Source organism: Sphingomonas bacterium (genome assembly GCF_028292945.1).
Taxonomy (GTDB): Bacteria; Pseudomonadota; Alphaproteobacteria; order Sphingomonadales; family Sphingomonadaceae; genus Sphingomonas.
In genome coordinates, this window is sequence record NZ_JAQGLJ010000081.1 from 1 (window position 1) to 13396 (window position 13396).

The following is a 13396-nucleotide window of genomic DNA, read 5'->3' on the forward strand; positions in this document are numbered from 1 at the left end:
AGCCCCCCTGCCCGCCGCCGCGCGAGGCCATGTGCCCCGCCACCAGCATCGCCAGGATCGGCAGCATCGGCGTGGAGGTGCCGCGCTTCTATGGTGGACAGCAGATCGGCACTGTCCGTCGGCCCGATTATCGGCTCGCGATGAAGGTGCTGGATCACCACCTCGCCAATCTGAACAGCGGGCATCGGTGAGGGGACGCGACTTACGAGACCTTTGGGAACTTCCGCGGCACGCGATGGGACGGCTCGCGCGACCATGGGCAACGTCGCGGCAGCCGGTCTGCTGAGCGGAACGATACGCTTGCGAAACCGTATTGACTCGTTGTCCGGCCCGAGCGCCGGGCCAGTAACCAGGAGATCGTCCGATGCTTGCCAAGTTCATCACCGCCGCCGCCGCCATGGCCACGCTCGCCACCGCCGTGCCGGCTGCCGCGCAGACCGCGCAGCAGGATCGTCGCTTCCGGGACGCCCAGGCGCGCTTCGATCGCGAATATCAGCTGTTCCGTCAGGAGACCGACCGCTACGCGCAGTCCCGCACCGGCACGAGCGGCAACTACTACAACAGCAACACCACGCCGCGCTACGACGATGGCGCCTATTATGACCCGTCGCGCGACTATCGCCCGGGTGCGCAGTATCAGGAGCGCGTGCTCACGAACAACGACCGCGTCTATGCCGGCACCGACGGGCAATATTACTGCCGTCGCTCGGACGGCACCACGGGCCTGATCGTCGGCGCGGCCGGCGGCGGCATTCTCGGCCGGGTCATCGATGGCGGCCGATCCAGCACGGTCGGCACGCTGCTCGGCGCGGCTGCGGGTGCGCTCGCCGGCCGTGCGGTCGATCGTAACCGGTCGGAAGTGCGCTGCCGCTGATGCGCGACTTCGGTTAGCACCGCTGGCCGGATACGCGTCCAAGGAGGCCCATGCACGGTGTGCGTGGGCCTTCTTGCTGACTGGCGAGATGTTTCCGTCGCACGGAGGAACGCAGGATCATGCGACTGAGGTGGCTCCTTGCTCTTCCGCTGCTCGCCGCCACGCCACCACCGGCTTCTCCGCTGGTCTATGACAGGTCACCAGCGCGCCGGGCATAGCGTCGCGCGACGGACGGCCACTGGACGACCTGCCCTACTTCGGGCCGACCGCGCGGCCGACGATCTGGCTGCGACAAGCGGACGCCGGCAGCACCACCTGGCTGACGCGCGAGCTTGCCACCGGCTGCACGGTCACCAGGTGCTCGCTCGCCAAGGGCCGCGTCGACGTGGCGGCAACCTGCCCGCTCCCGGCACCCGGGCTGGCGCGCGGCTCGATCAACGTGACCGGCCGCTGGACGCCGACCAGCTATGATGTCCGGTTCGTCACCAATAACCCTTCGGAGAAAGGCGTGATGGGCTTTACCGGCACCATGTCGGGCAAGCGCATCGGCGCGTGCCTGTCAGGCCGGCTCCACCGTCATGATCGCTTCGTTGGCGTAGCGCTCGGCAGCGGGGTCGAACAGCCCGCTGACGGTGAACCGGCGCGGCGTGATCCGCACCCCGCTCAGTCCCGCCAGCTTGTACGTGCCGAGCTTCACCTCCTTGGGCGGTTTGCCGTCGCGCTCGATCGTCACCGCGTCGACATGCAGGTCGCCGTGGCGGGTATACAGGATGTGCGGCGCGATGATCGCTTCGGTGCGGTTATAGGTCACTGCGACCGCCTGCCGCTTGACGATCGCCTCCAGCAGGACGGGTGTGAGGAGATCGACACTGGTCATGCGGTGCCCTTACCCTTGTTGCTGCATTGCAACAACCATGCGTGTGTCCGCCGGTTCCGTAATGATGGCCGGCAAAGAGCAGCTGCTTCCCGCCCCTTATGGTCTGACCTCAAGGAGACTGGCTCAGCCCCAACGCACTTGCCGCAATGGTGTACCCGATGGCGACCACAAGCAGATTGCCCGCCAATACCACCACCATCCAAGCGGCGACCTTGCGACGCGAGCGCTCGAACAGCCTGGCGTAGGCCTGCACGAACCACGGCATTTGCGCGAAGAAAGTCAGCAGCCCGTAATCGGACGTGGGGTACAGCACGAGCAGGATACCGTCCGCCAGATTGATCAGCGGATAGACCAGCGCGACCAAGCCCGCCGCCACCGCAGCGAACTGGCGCCAGGGAACGGCGTGGCCCCTGCGCCGCAACGCAAAAAACAGCGGAACCTGGAACAGGAGGCTGCCGACGATCTCGAACGCCGCGTCCGCAAGCTCGTCGAGCACGGGCGGCAGACCCTTGAACGTGGCGGTGCCGGGGAACCAGAAGCCGATCACCGCCGACACGCCCGCCGCGGCCAGCGAAAAGCCGATCAGCTCGCTGGTGCCGATCGCACCGGCGCGCACATCGTCGACCAGCCAGCGCGGCTTCACCAGCGCCGGCAGCAGCGCGACATAGTCGGACACCGGCCCGAACACCTGCCGCAGCACACGGTACAGCGACGAACGCCGCCGCTGGTCCGCACCGCAATTGGCGCAATAGTTTGCGACCGGGCCCAGCCCGCACCGCTCGCAGGCGGTGGCGACCTGCTCCTCCGCCGAGGCCTGTACCATCACCGACCGCCAACGGACCGATCAGCGTTTGGCGATCGCATCCGACGGTGGCCCCATCAGCTTCTGCGCGAAATATACCATCTGCAGCGCCTGCAGCCGCGCGCCCTGCTTGACGTCGGCGTCGCCCGAATGGCCGCCGGCCGTGTCCTCGTAGAACAGGTACGGCAGCCCATATTCCTTCATCCGCGCCGCGAACTTGCGCGCGTGCTGCGGGCCGACGCGATCGTCCTTGGTCGTGGTCCAGATGTACGGCTCGGGATACGCCGCGCCGCGCTTGAGCTGCGCATAGGGCGACATCCGCTCCAGGAACGCGCGCTCGGCGGGGATCGTCACCGAGCCATATTCGTCGACCCACGACGCCCCCGCCGCGATCTGTTCATAGCGGACCATGTCCAGCAGCGGCACCTGGATGGTCACCGCCTTCCACAGGCTCGGCTGCTGGACCATCTGCACGCCCATCAGCAGCCCGCCGTTGGAGCCGCCATAGATGCCGAGCTTGGCCGGACTGGTGATCCGCCGCGCGAACAGATCCTTCGCCACGGCCGCGAAATCGTCGAAGATGATCTGGCGCTTGGTCTTGCGCCCCGCGTCGTGCCACGCCGGCCCGAACTCGCCGCCGCCCCGAATATTGGCGAGTACATAGGCCCCGCCGCGCTCCAGCCACACCTTGCCAGTCGCGCCCGCATAGGCGGGCGTGCGCGACAGCTCGAACCCGCCATAGGCGGTCATCTGCGTCGGCGTGGTGCCGTCGAGCGGCGCGTCGCGGCGACGGACGACGAAGTAGGGGATCTTCACCCCGTCGCTGGAAGTCGCCTGGTGCTGCTCGACCACCAGGCCGGTCGCGTCGAACTTGGCCGGCAGCTGCTTGACGGACTTCAGCGTGCCGCTGTTCGCGTCGAGCGCATACAGCGTGGTCGGTTCGATGAAGCCGGTGACGCTCAGATACGCGTCGTCGCTGCGATCGGTCGACGATGCCACGCCGATCGTCGCATTGTCGGGCAGCGACAGCGGCCTGGCCGTCCACCCGCCGCCGCCATGCGTATAGATGAAGGCGCGGCCGCGCACCTCGTCCGAGATTACGAGCAACAGCTTGTTGCGCGTGACGCTCGCATCCGCGACCGACTGGCGCGGCCCGGGCGCGAAGATCACCGTCGGCTTCAGCACGCCGCGCTCAACGTCCTTCAGCGGCACTGAGGCGACCGCCCCCGGCGGCACCGCGCCCCACGCCTCGCTGGTCGTGAACAGCATCAGCCCGTCGATCAGCCCGGCGGGCCGCGTGCGCGCGGGGATGTCGAGCTTTACCGGTCCTTTCGCGGTCAGCAGGTGCGTTTCGGTTCCGAAAAAGGTGACCCCGCGCGTGACGAGCACCGCCTTGTTGCCCCTGGCGTCGGTGAAGACCTGCGCGCCGCTCGGCACCTGATCGCTCGCCGCACCCCGAAACACCTCGGTCGCCGACGCCAGCGGCGCCCCGCGCTTCACCGATTTCACCACGAACGGATAGCCCGACTGGGTCAGCGTTCCCGCGCCCCAATCGCGCGCCACCAGCAGCGTGTCCTTGTCCAGCCACGCCACGCGCTGCTTGGACGTCGGCAGAGTGAACCCATCCGCCACGAACTGACCCGTCTGCAGGTCGAATTCGCGATAGGTGACCGCATCCTCGCCGCCCTGCGACAACGCCACCAGGCACAGCCGCTCCTCGGGCTGGAGGCAGGTCGCCCCCTTCCACACCCACTTCTTGCCGTCGGCCTTGCTCAGCGCGTCGAGGTCCAGCGCTGTCGTCCATCTGGGCTGCGCGTTTGCGTAATCGGCCTCGGTGGTCCAGCGCCACACGCCCTGCGGCTGATCGGCATCGCGCCAGAAGTTGTAGACCCGGCCAAAGCGCTGGTCGGGAGCGGGGATGCGGTCCTTCGCCTCGGCGATCGCCAGCGCCTCCTGATAAAAGGTCTGGTAGCGCGGATCGCGCTCCAGCCGCGCCAGCGTCACGGCGTTCTCCGCCTCAACCCAGGCGAGCGGCTTCGCGCCGTCTTTGTCCTCCAGCCAGATATGAGGGTCGGCGGCATCGGAATTCATGGTCATCGGGGACAACTGCGCGAGCGCGGGCGAAGCGGCAAGCACGGTGGTGGCGAACAACAGCTTCAGGTTACGCATGGCAGCCCTCTCTCGATGGTGCGCAGGGTGGCCGAGCCGCGTTGCTGCCGCAAGCCCGTGTCGGAAAGCCGAACTGCCCGGAACGGGTGGACAACCGGCTCGTTTGCCAATCGAACCGACTGGAGCACCCAATGCCTTTCATCGAAACCCGCGACGGCACCGAGATCTATGTCAAGGATTGGGGTCAGGGCCGGCCGGTCGTGCTCATTCATGGCTGGCCGCTCAACGCCGATAGCTGGGATGCGCAGGCGCTCGGGCTGGCTGAGGCGGGCTTCCGCGTCATCGCCTATGACCGCCGCGGCTTCGGCCGGTCCGAGCAGCCCTGGGACGGCTACGACTACGACACGCTCGCCGACGACCTCGCCGACGTGCTCGAGGAAACGGGCGCGGACGACGCGACGATCGTCGGCTTCTCGATGGGTGGCGGCGAGGTCGCGCGGTACATGAGCCGTCATGACGGCAAGGGCGTCGTCGCCACTGGACTGATCGCCTCGGTCGTGCCGTACATGCTGAAGACCGCCGACAATCCCGACGGTGTCCCCGCCGCGACGTTCGAGCAGATGAAGGCCGGCATCAGGGAAGACCGCGCGCGGTTCTTTCGACATACCTTCGTGCCGCAGTTCTTCGGCGTGGGTTATGTGACCAGCCCGGTCAGCCAGGAGGTCGTCGACTATGCGACGTCGCTCGCCCTTCAGGCTGGCCTGAAGGGGACGCTCGACTGCGTCGATGCGTTCGGCAAGACCGACTTCCGCCCCGATCTGGCCGCGTTCAACGTGCCGACGCTGATCGTCCACGGCACCGCCGACAAGACCGTCCCCGTCGACCCGACCGCGCGCGCCGCGCATCGTGGCATCCCGGGCTCACAGCTGGTCGAATATGACGGCGCCCCGCACGGGCTGAACGTCACGGAGGCCGACCGGCTGACGAAGGACCTGCTGACGTTCCTGGGAGGGTGAGCCCCTAGCCCTCTCCCGCCTGCGGGAGAGGGGAACTACCGCCTGAGCGGCACCACCACCTCGTCGGGATGCACCACGTTCAATTCCTTGCGCGTCATCTCGTCGACCATGTCCGGATTGGCGTGATCAGGGTCGAGCAACGCGACGCGGTTCTTCAACACAGTGCGGCGCTCGTCGAGTGCGGCATAATCGGCCGCTCGCTTGACCTGCTGGCGCTGATAGTCGCCGAACGCCAGGATGCCGTTCGAGCCGAACACCGCATAGGCGCCGAAGAACACGATCGCGACCAACCCCACACCCGGCAGCCAGGCACGGCGCAGGGTGCGGATGAAGGGGCTGGGCTTCCTGGTCACGCGCTCACCATCGCAGCACGCGACTCGCGGATCAACCCTGCTTCTTTCCCAATTGCTTGACCGCCTCGCGCCCGGCGAACCGTGCGGCAGCGCCCAGTTCCTCCTCGATCCGGATCAGCTGGTTGTATTTCGCGAGCCGATCGGACCGCGCGAGCGACCCGGTCTTGATCTGCCCGCAATTCGTCGCGACCGCGAGATCGGCGATCGTCGCGTCCTCCGTCTCGCCTGACCGGTGCGACATGACCGCCGTGTAGCCCGCGCGCTGCGCAGTCGAGACTGCCTCCAGCGTCTCGGTCAGCGTGCCGATCTGGTTGACCTTGACCAGCAGCGAGTTCGCCAGCCCCTCGCCGATCCCCCAGCGCAGCCGCTGTGGGTTGGTGACGAACAGATCGTCGCCGACCAGCTGCACGCGCCCGCCAATCGCCTGCGTCAGCGCGCGCCAACCCTCGACATCGTCCTCGGCCATGCCGTCCTCGACCGAACAGATCGGATAGTTGGCGACGAGGTCCTCGTAATAGCGCGCCATTTCCTGCGGTCCGAGCGACTTGCCCTCGCCAGACAGGTCATACTTGCCGTCGCGGAAGAACTCGGTCGCCGCCGGGTCCAGCGCCAGCATCACGTCGTCGCCGGGCGTATACCCGGCCGCCTCGATCGCACGCATGATGAAGTCGAGCGCCTCGGCGTTGGTCGCGATGTGCGGCGCGAACCCGCCTTCGTCGCCCACGCCCGTCGCCAGTCCCTTCGCGTGCAGCGTCCGCTTCAGCTCGTGAAAGATCTCCGACCCCCAGCGCACCGCCTCCAGCATCGACGATGCGCCCACCGGCATCACCATGAACTCCTGGAAGTTGAGCGGGTTGTCGGCATGCTCGCCGCCATTGATGATGTTCATCATCGGCACCGGCAGCAGGTGCGCCGCGACGCCGCCGACATAGCGGTACAGCGGCAACCCGCGTGCATCCGCCGCCGCCTTGGCCGCCGCCAGGCTGACGCCGAGGATGGCGTTGGCGCCCAGGCGCCCCTTGTTGGCGGTGCCGTCCAGCTCGATCATCGTGCGGTCGAGATCGGCCTGGTCCTCCGCATCCTCGCCGACCAGCGCTTCGGCGATCTCGCCGTTGACCGCCGCGACCGCCTGATCGACCCCCTTTCCACCCCAGCGAGCCTTGTCGCCGTCGCGCTTCTCGACCGCTTCATGCGCGCCGGTCGATGCGCCCGACGGCACCGCCGCGCGACCAAAGCTGCCGTCCTCCAGCAGCATGTCGACCTCGACGGTCGGGTTGCCGCGGCTGTCCAGGATGGTGCGGGCATGGATGTCAATGATGGCGGTCAAGGCGGCGCTCCGGAAAAGGTTGGCTGCGCTCCTATCGCTGGTACCGCCGGCGAGCAATCAACGGAAATTTTCGGGAACCCTCGCTCCCCCGTCGGGGTTGAGCAGCCGATACGTGAAAGGAACTGGCATGGCCGATAATAATGTGAGCGGCGGTAACACGCGCCCGATGACTGATGCTGACATCCTGCCACCGACCAACACCGACTTCACGCCCGCGGTGCCGATGAGCGAGGCCACGGTCGAATTCGAGGCGGCTACTGAGGGCACCGGCAACGAAACCGGCGGCAGTCCGCGCCAGCAGCTCAAGGATGTGGGCAGTAAGCTGACCGCACAGGCGTCCGACAAGGCGCTCGGCTTCGCGGAGATGGGCAAGGAACGCGCAGGCGGCATGCTCGATCAGCTGGCGCAGATGCTCACCGACGCCGCCGGCCAGGTCGATGGCAAGCTCGGTGCGCAGTACGGGCAATATGCACGCTCTGCCGCCGAGCAGGTCCAGGGCTTGTCATCCTCGGTGAAGGACAAGGACATGGAAGAGCTGCTCGACGACGCCCGCACGCTGGTCCGCAAGAGCCCGGCCGTGGCGATCGGCGCCGCCGCCGCGATCGGCTTTGTCGTCGCGCGTTTATTCCAATCCGGTCTCGATGCTGACAAGGTCTGACATCGCGCCCGACGAGGGCGTCTCGACGCTGGTCCACCGCGCCGTCGATGATGTGCGCGAGCTGGGCCGCGCCGAGGTGGCTCTGTTCAAAGCAAAGGCGACCGAGCGTGCGACGGCGTACAAGAATGCCGCCATTTTTTTCGGGGCGGCCGCCGTGCTTGGCCTGTCGGCAGTCACGGCGCTGCTCGTCGGGCTGATTTTAGCCTTGGCGACTCTCGTCGGCCCCGGTTGGGCAACGCTGATCGTGGTGATGGTGACACTCGTGATCGCGGGCATTCTGGCGAAAATCGGCGTCGGCAAGCTGGTGCCGGCGGGAACCAAGAAGTGACCGACCGCAAGCCGGATCCGGCCACCGCCATCGCCGCCGCCGAGCGCCGTGCCGCTGCCGCCAAGCAGCGGCTGACCGACGATCTGCATCGGTTGCAGGCGAAGCTCGCCCCCAGGGCGATCGCCCGCAACGTGGCGCACGCCGCCGCCGATAAAGGACAGGAAGCTGCCCGCGCGGCGAAGCACAATCCACTGCCGGTCGCCGGTGCGGTCGCGGCGACCGGGCTGTTCCTGCTCCGCCACCGCATTGCCGCGCTGTTCCGGCGCAAGAAGAAGCTGACCGTTCCGGCGCAAGCCAAAGCACCCGTTCACACCCACTCCGACCCAGGGGACCTCACATGACCGACACCCACACCGCCGAACATCGTCCGACCACGCCCGCCGGCAAGCGGGAGCGCGCGCTCGACGCCGCCACCGACGCGGCGCGCCGTACCGCCGCAGGATTGGAATCCAACCCACTTGGCCTGCTGGTGGGCGGCCTCGCGGTCGGCGTCATCGCCGGTGCGCTGATCCCCCGCTCCGCCAAGGAGAAGGAACTGCTCGCCCCCGTCGGCAAGCGGCTGGGCGACGGCGCGCGCGCCGCGATCGACACCGCGCGCGAACAGGGCCGCAGCGAACTGGAGAGCCGCGGGTTCACCAAGGATGCCGCACAGGAGCAGGTCAAGAACCTGCTTGGCGGCGTGAGCAAGGCTTTGTCCTCGGCTGGATCGGTCGCGGCCAAGTCTGTGACCGGCAAAGCCGAGCAGACACCCGGTGGCGCAACCAACGACGGCGGATTCTAACTTTACCGCCTCTACCCCGTACCCCTGCGCTAAGCCGGGTACGGGGTGCTTGGTGCCCGACACCGTCCGACTTTCGCAGCGCCTGGTCACTGACGTCCAGCTTGGTGCGCAGCGCATGCTGATCGCATAAAGTGCTATGCGTCACGCTCTGCACCCTTCACCATCGCCTGGCGTTCGGCTAGGGCGCGGCGCCATGAGCAAGCTTCATCTCGTCTTCGGCGGCCGTGTCCGCGACCCTCGTGGACTTGACTTCGTCGACCCGGCCGATCTCGAGACGGTCGGCATCTTTCCCGACTTCGCTTCCGCCGAAAAAGCCTGGCGCGCCGCCGCGCAGCGCACGGTCGACGACGCGGAGATGAAGTTCGTGGTCGTCCACCTCCACCGTTTGTTGGAGCCGGCGCTCAAGCCGTGATTGCAAGCGCCGGGCGACCGTAGCGCGAGCGCAACGCGCGTTAGGCCCGCCGGTAACGCCAGGCGAGCACCGGGCGCGCCAATGCAGCTCCGACGACCAGCCCACCCAGCGGCTCGATGATCTGCACCGAGAAGTCCACCCCGCCCGCCACGACCGCGAACACGAGCTGCAACGCCGCCCAGATCGCCGCAATTGTGGCAATCTGCACCGCCCGGCCGCCGTTCGCCTTGACCGGCAGACCGCGAGGGACGCCGTACAGCATCAGGTACGCGCCAATGATCGCGAACAGGCCGCCGCTCGGCGAGAACCCCGGCGTCACCGAAGCCGGCGTCAGCAACAGCCGCGCCAGGGCGCCGCCATATAGCCCCGCGACCATCAGCACCATGATCCCCATACCGCCGACCGCCCGCTCGAGGAAGCGCCCGGCGATCAACAGAAAGATGGCGGTGAACGCAGCGGAGAAGATGCCGATCTGCGCGAGATGCGAGACCAGCGGCGACACGAGCGCCACCAACGGATCGCCGCCAACCGCCGCCAGAAACCCAGCCGGCGAATAGACGAACTCCTTCGACGCCGCGAAGACGCTGGGGATCAGCATCATCAGCCCACCGAACACAGTCAGCGCGACCAGCGCGTCGGTCACCCGTCCGCGTGGAAGGTCGATCCCGTTCAGATGAATTCGACCTTGGATACGACGTAATAGCGATCGCCCGACGGCACGGTGACCTCGACCTCGTCGTCCAGCCTGCGGCCGATCAGCGCCCGGCCGATCGGCGAATTATAGCTGATCCGGCCGCGGCTCGCGTCCGCCTCGGTCTCGCTCACGATCTGATAGCGGATCGGCTTGTCGTCCTCGTCGAGCAGCGTCACGGTCGCGCCGAACACCACCTTGTCGCCGGAAAGATCCTTTGGATCGATGATCTGGGCGCGGCTCAGCTTGCCTTCGATGTCGGAGATCGTCGCCTCGTTCTGGCCCTGCTGCTCCTTGGCGGCATGGTACTCGGCATTCTCCGACAGATCGCCGTGCGCACGTGCCTCCTCGATCGCGTCCACGATCAGCGGACGCTCGATCTTCAGGCGCCTCAGCTCGGCGGTGAGCTTCTCATAGCCCTCCTGCAGCATTGGCATCTTGTCGACGGTCGCCATAGCTCATTCCCCAAATTACCTGCCCCCGCGCGGCCCGTTGATCGGCCGCCCGCACCTTCGTCCGGTGTTGTCGGGGTCAGTCGTGCGAACGGGAATGATAGGATTGGAGCGGGCGCACTTCAAGGTCACGCGTGCCCACCGCAATCGCGCGCGCCGCCTGCACGGCCGCCGGCGCGGTGGTGAAATAGGGCACGCGGTTTGCCAGTGCCGAGGCGCGGATCGGGGCGGAGTCCTTCAGCGACTGCCATCCTTCGGTGGTGTTGATGATTAGCGCGACATCGCCGTCGGTGATGCGGTCGACGATATGCGGGCGGCCTTGCGCCACCTTGTTGACCGTCGTCACCGGCAGGCCGGCGCGCACAAGATGGTCCGCGGTGCCCCCCGTCGCAATGACCTTGAAGCCCTTCTCGACGAGGTCGCGCACGGCGGGCACGATCTGCGCCTTGTCGCTGTCCTTGACGCTGACGAACGCCGTGCCTTCGCTTGGCAGCACCGTGCCGGCACCCAGCTGCGATTTCAGGAACGCGGTGGTGAAGTCGCGGTCGATCCCCATCACTTCGCCGGTCGATTTCATTTCCGGGCTGAGCACCGGGTCGACGCCGGGGAAGCGGCTGAACGGGAACACCGCCTCCTTGACTGCGAACCAGTCGATGTGGCGGTCAATGCGCGGCAGGTCGGCCAGCTTCTCGCCGGCCATGACGCGCGCGGCGATCTTGGCAATGGGCGCGCCGATCGCCTTGGCGACGAAGGGCACCGTGCGCGACGCGCGCGGGTTGACCTCGATGAGGTACACCTCGCCGTCCTTGACCGCGAACTGGATGTTCATCAGCCCTTTGACCGACAGCGCGCCGGCGAGCAGGACCGTCTGGCGCTCGATCTCGGCGATGATCTCCGGCGACAGGCTGTAGGGCGGGATCGAGCACGCGCTGTCGCCCGAATGGACCCCCGCCTCCTCGATATGCTGCAGCACGCCCGCCACGACCGTGTCGGTGCCGTCGCTGATCGCATCGACGTCGACTTCGATCGCGTCGCGCAGATAGCGGTCGATCAGCACCGGCGACTCGCCCGACACCTGCACCGCGGTGGCGATATAGTCGTCGAGCTGGGCCGGCCCGTCGACGATCTCCATCGCGCGCCCGCCGAGCACGTAGGACGGCCGCATCAGCACCGGATAGCCGATGCGGTTGGCGGCCGCGATCGCCTCGTCGCGTGATCGCGCGAGCCCGTTCGCCGGCTGCTTCAGCCCCAGCTTCGACACCAGCGCGGCGAACCGCTCGCGATCCTCCGCCAGGTCGATCGCGTCGGGCGAGGTGCCCAGGATCGGGATGCCCGCCTTTTCCAGCGCGCGCGCGAGGTTGAGCGGCGTCTGCCCGCCGAACTGGACGATGACGCCGACCAGCTCGCCGTTCTGTTGCTCGACATGCAGGATCTCCAGCACGTCCTCCGCCGTCAGCGGCTCGAAATACAGCCGGTCTGACGTGTCGTAATCGGTACTCACCGTCTCCGGGTTGCAGTTGATCATGATCGTCTCGTAGCCCGCCTCCTCCAGCGCGAAGCAGGCGTGGCAGCAGCAGTAATCGAACTCGATCCCCTGCCCGATCCGGTTCGGCCCGCCGCCCAGGATGACGATCTTGCGCCGCCCCGTCGGCATGCTCTCGCACTCGGGCTCGCCGAACGACGGGGCCTCATAGGTCGAGTACATGTACGGCGTCTTGGCATCGAACTCCGCCGCACAGGTGTCGATGCGCTTGAATACGGGTCGCACGCCGAGCCGGTGGCGCAGCGCGCGGACCTCCTCCTCGGTCACGCCGCCGGTCATCGCCACCACCGCCTCATGGATCAGCCCGGACCCGCGTGCGATGCCGCGGCTCATCCCGCGCAGATGCGCCGACTGCAGCGCCAGCCAGGCGAGTCGCTTGTCGGAGAAGCCCATCCCCTTCAGCCGGCGCATCCCGGCCGCGTCGATCGGCAAGCCTTCGCGACAGACCTGGTCCTCGGCCGCGATGATCTCCGCGATCCGCTCCAGGAACCACGGATCGTACTTCGCGATCGCGTGCACCTCCGCGACCGTGAAGCCCTCGCGCAGCGCCTGCGCCGCGACGAGCAGCCGGTCGGGTGTCGCCACCGCCAGCGCCGCCTCGATCTCTGCCCGCGGGGCACCCACCAGCCGGTCGACGATGTTGAAGCCGGACAGTCCCGTCTCCAGCCCCCGCAGCGCCTTTTGCAGCGATTCGTGGATGTTGCGACCGATCGCCATCACCTCGCCGACCGATTTCATCGCGGTCCCGAGCACGGCCTCGGCGCCCTTGAACTTCTCGAAGGCGAAGCGCGGGATCTTGGTCACGACATAGTCGATGGTCGGCTCGAAGCTCGCCGGCGTCGCGCCCGTGATGTCGTTCTCGATCTCGTCGAGCGTGTACCCCACCGCCAGTTTGGCCGCGACCTTGGCGATCGGAAAGCCGGTCGCCTTGGACGCCAGCGCCGACGACCGCGACACGCGCGGGTTCATCTCGATCACCACCAGCCGACCATCGGCGGGGTTGACCGCGAACTGGACGTTGGAGCCGCCCGTCTCGACACCGATCTCGCGCAGCACCGCGATGCTGGCGTTGCGCATGATCTGATATTCCTTGTCGGTCAGCGTCAGCGCCGGCGCGACGGTGATCGAATCGCCCGTGTGGACGCCCATCGGATCGACATTCTCGATCGCGCA

Annotated in this window: 16 protein-coding genes and 1 pseudogene; 9 read left to right on the top strand and 8 right to left on the bottom strand. The window is 67.4% G+C overall.

Annotation, left to right across the window (positions count from 1 at the left end; all coding sequences use genetic code 11):
* The 3 genes and pseudogenes from JWN21_RS09660 to JWN21_RS13990 form a co-directional block, all read left to right on the top strand.
* Positions 1-191 (top strand): hypothetical protein (locus JWN21_RS09660; protein WP_299649040.1); only part of this gene is annotated, 191 nt, incomplete at its 5' end.
* A 173-nt stretch (positions 192-364) separates the two neighbouring features.
* Positions 365-874 carry a glycine zipper 2TM domain-containing protein gene (locus JWN21_RS09665; protein ID WP_299649043.1) on the top strand — a complete coding sequence of 170 codons (510 nt, stop codon included), beginning with the start codon at positions 365-367 and terminating at the stop codon, positions 872-874.
* 319 nt (positions 875-1193) lie between these two features.
* Positions 1194-1370 (top strand): annotated as a pseudogene (locus tag JWN21_RS13990) (hypothetical protein); the annotation flags it as partial.
* 63 nt (positions 1371-1433) lie between these two features.
* Here JWN21_RS13990 and JWN21_RS09670 read toward each other — a convergent pair.
* The 3 genes from JWN21_RS09670 to JWN21_RS09680 all read right to left on the bottom strand — a co-directional run bounded on the left by JWN21_RS09670 (position 1434) and on the right by JWN21_RS09680 (position 4722).
* The gene (locus JWN21_RS09670; RefSeq protein WP_299649046.1) at positions 1434-1751 is read right to left on the bottom strand and encodes a hypothetical protein; all 318 of its coding nucleotides are present in this window, start codon (positions 1749-1751) and stop codon (positions 1434-1436) included.
* Positions 1752-1860: 109 nt separating this feature from the next.
* Positions 1861-2574 (bottom strand): hypothetical protein, encoded by a 714-nt coding sequence (locus tag JWN21_RS09675; RefSeq protein ID WP_299649047.1) that lies wholly within the window; start codon positions 2572-2574, stop codon positions 1861-1863.
* 21 nt (positions 2575-2595) lie between these two features.
* Positions 2596-4722 (bottom strand): prolyl oligopeptidase family serine peptidase, encoded by a 2127-nt coding sequence (locus tag JWN21_RS09680; RefSeq protein ID WP_299649050.1) that lies wholly within the window; start codon positions 4720-4722, stop codon positions 2596-2598.
* A 131-nt stretch (positions 4723-4853) separates the two neighbouring features.
* Here JWN21_RS09680 and JWN21_RS09685 point away from each other — a divergent pair, with 131 nt between their 5' ends.
* Positions 4854-5678 carry an alpha/beta hydrolase gene (locus JWN21_RS09685; protein ID WP_299649053.1) on the top strand — a complete coding sequence of 275 codons (825 nt, stop codon included), beginning with the start codon at positions 4854-4856 and terminating at the stop codon, positions 5676-5678.
* A 35-nt stretch (positions 5679-5713) separates the two neighbouring features.
* Here JWN21_RS09685 and JWN21_RS09690 read toward each other — a convergent pair whose 3' ends face one another.
* Both JWN21_RS09690 and eno read right to left on the bottom strand, forming a co-directional pair.
* Entirely contained in the window at positions 5714-6031 is a 318-nt protein-coding gene (locus JWN21_RS09690) for a septum formation initiator family protein (protein ID WP_299649056.1), read from the bottom strand.
* 31 nt (positions 6032-6062) lie between these two features.
* The gene (gene eno / locus JWN21_RS09695; protein WP_299649059.1) at positions 6063-7358 is read right to left on the bottom strand and encodes a phosphopyruvate hydratase; all 1296 of its coding nucleotides are present in this window, start codon (positions 7356-7358) and stop codon (positions 6063-6065) included.
* Between eno and JWN21_RS09700 the strand changes: the two genes are divergently transcribed.
* The 5 genes from JWN21_RS09700 to JWN21_RS09720 all read left to right on the top strand — a co-directional run bounded on the left by JWN21_RS09700 (position 7348) and on the right by JWN21_RS09720 (position 9537).
* Positions 7348-8016, top strand: coding sequence for a hypothetical protein (locus tag JWN21_RS09700; RefSeq protein WP_299649062.1), 669 nt, complete (start codon positions 7348-7350; stop codon positions 8014-8016). The two genes, eno and JWN21_RS09700, sit on opposite strands and share 11 nt — an antisense overlap.
* Complete coding sequence (locus JWN21_RS09705) at positions 8000-8344, top strand: phage holin family protein (protein ID WP_299649065.1); 345 nt, start codon at positions 8000-8002, stop codon at positions 8342-8344. Before JWN21_RS09700 ends, JWN21_RS09705 begins: the two co-directional genes overlap by 17 nt.
* Entirely contained in the window at positions 8341-8685 is a 345-nt protein-coding gene (locus JWN21_RS09710) for a phosphatase (protein ID WP_299649068.1), read from the top strand. The genes JWN21_RS09705 and JWN21_RS09710 overlap by 4 nt, the downstream gene beginning before the upstream one ends.
* Entirely contained in the window at positions 8682-9125 is a 444-nt protein-coding gene (locus JWN21_RS09715; RefSeq protein WP_299649071.1) for a hypothetical protein, read from the top strand. The genes JWN21_RS09710 and JWN21_RS09715 overlap by 4 nt, the downstream gene beginning before the upstream one ends.
* Before the next feature lie 193 nt (positions 9126-9318).
* Positions 9319-9537, top strand: a complete 219-nt coding sequence (locus JWN21_RS09720) for a DUF4170 domain-containing protein (protein WP_299649074.1) — start codon at positions 9319-9321, stop codon at positions 9535-9537.
* A gap of 40 nt (positions 9538-9577) precedes the next feature.
* On the opposite strand, the gene JWN21_RS09725 is transcribed toward JWN21_RS09720, so the two are convergent.
* From JWN21_RS09725 to carB, 3 genes are all read right to left on the bottom strand, one after another.
* Positions 9578-10180 (bottom strand): rhomboid family intramembrane serine protease, encoded by a 603-nt coding sequence (locus JWN21_RS09725; RefSeq protein WP_299649077.1) that lies wholly within the window; start codon positions 10178-10180, stop codon positions 9578-9580.
* A 26-nt stretch (positions 10181-10206) separates the two neighbouring features.
* Complete coding sequence (gene greA, locus JWN21_RS09730; protein ID WP_299649080.1) at positions 10207-10683, bottom strand: transcription elongation factor GreA; 477 nt, start codon at positions 10681-10683, stop codon at positions 10207-10209.
* A gap of 76 nt (positions 10684-10759) precedes the next feature.
* A partial coding sequence (carB, locus tag JWN21_RS09735) for a carbamoyl-phosphate synthase large subunit (RefSeq protein ID WP_299649083.1) occupies positions 10760-13396 on the bottom strand: 2637 nt, incomplete at its 5' end.